At 65.2% G+C, this 6,627-nt stretch carries 5 protein-coding genes; all 5 read left to right on the top strand.

Features of this window, described 5'->3' with window-relative positions:
- Nucleotides 1-708: nitrate ABC transporter permease (gene ntrB / locus EN879_RS19640; protein ID WP_127274190.1), on the top strand; the 708-nt coding region annotated here is incomplete at its 5' end.
- Nucleotides 709-719: 11 nt separating this feature from the next.
- The gene (locus EN879_RS19635; RefSeq protein ID WP_013530459.1) at nt 720-1,517 is read left to right on the top strand and encodes an ABC transporter ATP-binding protein; all 798 of its coding nucleotides are present in this window, start codon (nt 720-722) and stop codon (nt 1,515-1,517) included.
- A 4-nt stretch (nt 1,518-1,521) separates the two neighbouring features.
- The gene (gene nirB / locus EN879_RS19630) at nt 1,522-3,972 is read left to right on the top strand and encodes a nitrite reductase large subunit NirB (protein ID WP_024503965.1); all 2,451 of its coding nucleotides are present in this window, start codon (nt 1,522-1,524) and stop codon (nt 3,970-3,972) included.
- A 5-nt stretch (nt 3,973-3,977) separates the two neighbouring features.
- A complete protein-coding gene (gene nirD, locus EN879_RS19625) occupies nt 3,978-4,307 on the top strand; it encodes a nitrite reductase small subunit NirD (RefSeq protein WP_063168698.1) in 330 nt (109 codons plus the stop codon).
- 4 nt (nt 4,308-4,311) lie between these two features.
- Nucleotides 4,312-6,627 (top strand): nitrate reductase (locus tag EN879_RS19620; protein WP_164774473.1); only part of this gene is annotated, 2,316 nt, incomplete at its 3' end.

Below are 6,627 nucleotides of genomic sequence, written 5' to 3'. Positions count from 1 at the left end.
ACACCTGGGTCGGCGGCGGCAGGCTCGATGTCGGCGACCCAGGTGTGGAACGAGGCCTACGACCTGATAGCGCATCCGTTCTTCGACAATGGCCCGCAGGATATAGGTCTGGCCTGGCGCGTGCTGATCTCGCTGCAGCGCGTCGCCGTCGGCTTCGGCCTGGCGGCGGTCGTCGGCGTCGCGCTCGGTGCGCTGGTCGGCCAGTCGATCTGGGCGATGCGCGGCCTCGACCCGGTGTTCCAGATCCTGCGCACGGTGCCGCCGCTGGCCTGGCTGCCGCTGTCGCTGGCGGCGTTCCGTGATTCCAGCCCGTCGGCGATCTTCGTCATCTTCATCACCTCGATCTGGCCAATCATCATCAACACCGCGGTCGGCGTGCGCAACATTCCCGAGGACTACCGCAACGTCTCGCGCATCCTGCGGCTCAACCAGTTCGAATTCTTCGTCAAGATCATGGTGCCGGCCGCCGCGCCTTACATCTTCACCGGCTTGAGGATCGGCATCGGCCTGTCCTGGCTCGCCATCGTCGCCGCTGAAATGCTGACTGGCGGCGTCGGCATCGGCTTCTTCATCTGGGATGCGTGGAACTCGTCGCGGCTGCCCGACATCATCGTCGCGCTCGCCTATATCGGCGTCACCGGCTTCTGCCTCGACCGGCTGGTCGCGGCGGTCGGCGCCTTCGTCACCCGCGGCACAACGGCAAAGTGAGGAGAGGGGCGATGACGGCCTATCTGAAGCTCGACCATATCGACAAATCCTTCACGCGTGGTGCCCAGGTCAGCGAGGTGTTGAAGGACATCAGGCTGACCATCGACAAGGGCGAATTCGTCTCCATCATCGGCCATTCCGGCTGCGGCAAGTCGACCCTGCTCAATCTGATCGCCGGGCTGACCAAGGTGTCGGCCGGCGCCGTGCTGCTCGAGGACAAGGAGGTCGACAGCCCTGGACCGGAACGCGCCGTGGTGTTCCAGAACCACTCGCTGCTGCCGTGGCTGACCGTCTACGAAAACATCAACCTGGCGGTGTCGAAGGTCTTCGGCCGTTCGAAGAGCAAAGTCGAGCGGCATGACTGGATCATGCGCAATCTCGACCTCGTGCAGATGGCGCATGCCAAGGACAAGCGCCCGGCGGAAATCTCCGGGGGCATGAAGCAGCGCGTCGGCATCGCCCGGGCGCTGGCGATGGAGCCGAAGATCCTGCTGCTCGACGAGCCGTTCGGCGCGCTCGATGCGCTGACGCGGGCCCATCTGCAGGACGCGGTGATGGACATCCATTCCAGGCTCGGCTCGACGACGATCATGATCACCCATGACGTCGACGAGGCGGTGCTGCTCTCCGACCGCATCGTCATGATGACCAACGGTCCGGCGGCGACCATCGGCGAAGTGCTTGCCGTGCCGCTGGCGCGGCCGCGCCGGCGCGTCGAACTCTCTTCCGACCGGACCTTCCTGCGCTGCCGCGAGGCGGTTCTGAAGTTCCTCTACGAACGCCACCGCTTCGTCGAAGCCGCGGAGTAGCACCATGAGCGAAAGACTTGTCATCATCGGCAATGGCATGGCCCCCGGGCGCATGCTGGAGCACCTGCTGGAACAGGCTCCGGGCCGCTACACCGTCACCATCTTCAACGCCGAGCCGCGCGTCAATTACGACCGCATCATGCTGTCGCCGGTGCTGTCGGGCGAGAAGGCCTATGAGGAGATCATCATCCATGGCGACGGCTGGTACATCGCCAACAACATCACCCTCTACAAGGGCCACAAGATCGTTGCCATCGACCGGACGGCGAAGACCGTCACCTCGGATCACGGCGTCACCGAGCCCTACGACAAGCTCGTCATCGCCACCGGCTCGGTACCGTTCATCATTCCGGTTCCGGGCCATGACCTGCCGGGCGTGCTGACCTATCGCGATCTCGACGACGTGCAGGCGATGATGCTCGCTGCCCAGTCGCGGGCCAAGGCGGTGGTCATCGGCGGCGGCCTGCTGGGTCTGGAGGCGGCGGCGGGCCTCAACGCGCAAGGCATGGACGTCACCGTGCTGCATGTCATGCCGACCTTGATGGAGCGCCAGCTCGATCCGGCCGCCGGCTATCTCTTGCAGCGTGCGGTGGAGCAGCGCGGCATCAAGGTCATCACCAAGGCCAACACACAGGCTATCACCGGCAACGGCAAGGTCGGACAGGTGGAACTTGCTGACGGCACCATTATCCCAGCAACGCTTGTGGTGATGGCCGTCGGCATCAGGCCGAATTCGGCGCTGGCCAAACAGGCCGGCATCGCCGTTAACAGGGGCATCGTCGTCGATGCCGGCATGCGCAGCAACGATCCCGACATCTACGCGCTCGGCGAATGTGCCGAGGTCAACGGCCAGGTCTATGGCCTCGTCGCGCCGCTCTACGAGATGGCGCGCGTCACAGCCAGCCAGCTTGCCGGCAACGAAGCGGCGGCCTTCGTCCATATGGACACGCCGACCAAGCTCAAGGTCACCGGCATCGACCTGTTCTCGCTCGGCGACTTCGCCGAGGGCGAGGACCGCCAGGAGATCGTGCTGCGCGATGCGGCGGCCGGCGTCTACAAGCGGCTTGTGCTGAAGGACGACCGCATCATCGGCACCGTGCTCTATGGCGAGACGGCGGACGGCGCCTGGTTCAACGATCTCAAGAAAAAGCAGACCGACATATCGGAGATGCGCGATACGCTCATCTTCGGCCAGTCCTACCAGGGGGGTGCCCCGCTGGACCCTATGGCGGCCGTTGCAGCCTTGCCGGATGATGCGGAGATCTGCGGCTGCAACGGCGTTTGCAAGGGGAAGATCACCGGCGCGATCACGGCCAAGGGCCTGACCTCGCTCGACGACGTGCGCGCCCACACCAAGGCGTCGGCCTCCTGCGGCTCCTGCACCGGGCTGGTCGAGAAGCTGATGGTGCTGACCATCGGCGACAAATACAATCCAGCGGCGGTGCAGCCGATGTGCGGCTGCACGACGCTCGGTCATGACGAGGTCCGCCGGCTGATCATCGCCAAGCGCCTGAAGACCATTCCCGCCGTCATGCAGGAACTGGAATGGACGACCTCCTGCGGCTGCGCCAAATGCCGGCCGGCGCTCAATTACTATCTCGTCTGCGACTGGCCGGACGACTACGCCGACGACTACCAGTCGCGCTTCATCAACGAGCGCGTCCACGCCAACATCCAGAAGGATGGCACCTATTCGGTGGTGCCGCGCATGTGGGGCGGGGTGACCAATGCCGCTGAACTGCGCGCCATCGCCGACGTTGTCGACAAGTTTGAAATCCCGATGGTCAAGGTCACCGGCGGCCAGCGCATCGACATGCTCGGCATCCGCAAGGAAGACCTGCCGGCGGTGTGGGCCGATCTCGGCCAGGCCGGCTTCGTCTCCGGCCACGCCTATGCCAAGGGGTTGCGCACGGTGAAGACCTGCGTCGGCTCGGACTGGTGCCGCTTCGGCACGCAGGATTCGACGGGCCTCGGCATCCGCATCGAAAAATTCATGTGGGGCTCGTGGACGCCGGCCAAGGTCAAGATGGCGGTGTCGGGTTGCCCCAGGAATTGCGCCGAGGCGACCTGCAAGGATGTCGGCGTGATCTGCGTCGACTCCGGTTACGAGATCCATTTTGCCGGCGCGGCCGGCCTCGACATCAAGGGCACCGAAGTACTCGGCCTGGTCAGAACCGAGGACGAGGCGCTGGAGCATATCGTGGCGCTGACGCAGATGTACCGCGAGCAGGGCCGCTACCTCGAGCGCATCTACAAATGGGCCAAGCGCATCGGCATCCCCGAGATCAAGCGCCAGATCATGGACGATGGCGACAAGCGCAAGGCCTATTACGAGCGCTTCGTCTTCAGCCAGAAATTCGCCCAGGTCGACCCGTGGTCGGAACGCGTTTCCGGCAAGGACAAGCACGAATTCCGGCCAATGGCTTCGGTCGGTTTTGCGCAGGCGGCGGAGTGAGCGTCATGAACTGGATATCGATAGGCTCTCTCTCCGACATCCCTCGCCGCGGCGCGCGCTGCGTCGCCACGCCGGAAGGAAAAATCGCGGTCTTCCGCACCCAGGACGATCAGGTCTACGCCATCGACGACCATTGCCCGCACAGAGGCGGACCGCTCAGCCAGGGCATCGTGCACGGCGCGGCGGTGACCTGTCCCTTGCACAATTGGGTGATTTCGCTGGAAACGGGCAAGGCGCTCGGCGCCGACGAGGGCGCGGTGCGCACCATTCCGGTGCGGATCGAAGGCGAGCATCTGTTCATTGCGCTGGAAGCGCTGGTCAGCCGCGCGGCCTGACCCCATGGAGATCGATGAAGCGCGCGAGGTGAGGACCACCTGCCCCTATTGCGGGGTGGGCTGCGGCGTGCTGGCGAAGGTCGCCGCGGACGGGCAAGTGTCCGTGCGCGGCGACCCCGACCACCCGGCCAATTTCGGCCGGCTCTGCTCCAAGGGCTCGGCACTGGCCGAGACCATCGATCTCGACGGCAGGCTGCTTCATCCAGAGATCCACGGCCGCCGCGCCGGCTGGGACGAGGCGCTCGACCTCGTCGCCTCGACCTTCTCGCAAACCATTGCCGAGCACGGGCCCGATGCGGTCGCCTTCTATGTCTCCGGCCAGTTGCTGACCGAGGACTACTACGTCGCCAACAAGCTGATGAAGGGCTTTGTCGGCTCCGCCAATATCGACACCAATTCGCGCCTGTGCATGGCCTCTTCGGTCGCCGGCCACCGCCGCGCTTTCGGCTCCGACACCGTGCCCGGAACCTATGACGATCTGGAGCTTGCCGACCTGATCGTGCTGGTCGGCTCCAATCTCGCCTGGTGCCATCCGGTGCTCTACCAGCGCATCGCGGCTGCCCGGGAAAAGCGGCCGGAGATGAAGATCGTGCTGGTCGACCCGCGTCGCACCATGACCGCTGACATTGCCGATATGCATCTGGCGATCGCGCCGGATGGCGACATCGCTTTGTTCACCGGGCTGCTCGCCTACCTCGGCCAGCACAATGCGCTCGACCGCACCTATATCACGACGCACACGACGGGCTTCGGGCAAGCGCTTTTCGCCGCCTCCGCGCTGGACCTGGCTGGCGTCGCCGCTGCCACGGGCCTGAGCGAGGACGAGCTTGACCGGTTCTACAGCCTGTTCGCGGCGACCTCCAAGACCGTGACCGTCTACAGCCAAGGGGTGAACCAGTCGTCTTCGGGCACCGACAAGGTCAATGCCATCATCAACTGCCATTTGGCCACCGGCCGCATCGGCAAGCCAGGGGCAGGGCCGTTTTCGGTGACCGGCCAGCCCAACGCCATGGGCGGGCGCGAGGTCGGCGGCATGGCCAACATGCTGGCTGCCCATATGGAGATCGAAAACCCCGATCATCGCGACCGCGTGCAGCGCTTCTGGAACGCGCCGGCCGTTGCCGGAAAGCCCGGCCTGAAGGCAGTCGAGATGTTCAAGGCGGTTGCCGACGGGCACATCAAAGCGCTGTGGATCATGGCCACCAACCCGGTCGATTCGATGCCGGACGCCGATGCCGTCGAAGCGGCGATCAAGGCGTGCCCGTTCGTGGTGGTGTCGGACGTGCTGGCCCGGACCGATACCGTCCGCCACGCCCATGTCCGGCTGCCCGCCGCCGCCTGGGGCGAGAAGGATGGCACCGTCACCAATTCCGAACGCCGTGTGTCGCGCCAGCGCGCTTTTTTGCGCGTGCCCGGAGATGCGCTGCCTGACTGGCGGATTATTGCCGAGTTGGGCAAACGGATGGGGTTTGGTGAGGCGTTTTCCTACGCGTCGCCGGCGGAGGTGTTTGCCGAGCATGCCGCGCTGTCGGGTTTCGAGAATGATGGTGCGCGGGATTTCGACATCGGGGCTTATGCCGGGGTTGATGCGGAGGGATATGAGGCGCTTGAGCCGTTCCAATGGCCAGCGCCGAGCCAAGGCGCCCCCCTCTGGCCTGCCGGCCATCTCCCCCTCAAGGGGGGAGATCGGCTGTCATGGCCGTCTTCGCCAATTCACAACGTCGCAAAGCGAAAGCAGTCGGCAAAGCTGCCAATCTCCCCCCTTGAGGGGGAGATGGCCGGCAGGCGAGAGGGGGGCGCTCAAGCTGGAGGTTGGCCAGAAGGGGTCGGCACGACTGGGCTCCAGGCTCGCTTCTTCGCCAACGGCAACTTCTTCACACCCGACCGCAAGGCGCGCTTCATCGCCATCCGTCCCACCACGGAAATCCGCACCAGCCCCGATTATCCGCTGATCCTCAACACCGGCCGCATCCGCGACCATTGGCACACCATGACGCGGACGGGGAAAAGCCCGCGGCTTTCGCAGCACATCGCCGAGCCCTTCGTCGAAATCCACCCGGCGGATGCGCAGCGCTTCGGCATCGGTGACGCCGACATAGCGCGCGTTTCCAGCCCGCGCGGTGATGTGCTGGTGCGCGCGCTGGTGACGGCGCGCCAGCGCCAGGGCAGCCTGTTTGCGCCGATGCACTGGACCGATCAGTTCTCGGCAAAGGGCCGGCTCGACACGCTGACCGCGCCGCTGACCGATCCCATTTCCGGTCAGCCGGCGCTGAAACATGTCGCCGTCCGCATCGAGAAATTCGCGGCAAAGGCCTTTGGC

The organism is Mesorhizobium sp. M7A.F.Ca.AU.002.02.1.1, assembly GCF_003998535.1.
Lineage (GTDB): Bacteria > Pseudomonadota > Alphaproteobacteria > Rhizobiales > Rhizobiaceae > Mesorhizobium > Mesorhizobium ciceri.
This window is presented reverse-complemented; position numbering and strand designations above follow the sequence as displayed.

Excerpts from the sequence above, each read along its gene's own strand:
- nirB (WP_024503965.1), top strand. The coding sequence starts at position 1,522 with ATGAGCGAAAGACTTGTCATCATCGGCAATGGCATGGCCCCCGGGCGC.
- EN879_RS19635 (WP_013530459.1), top strand. The coding sequence starts at position 720 with ATGACGGCCTATCTGAAGCTCGACCATATCGACAAATCCTTCACGCGT.
- nirD (WP_063168698.1), top strand. The coding sequence starts at position 3,978 with ATGAACTGGATATCGATAGGCTCTCTCTCCGACATCCCTCGCCGCGGC.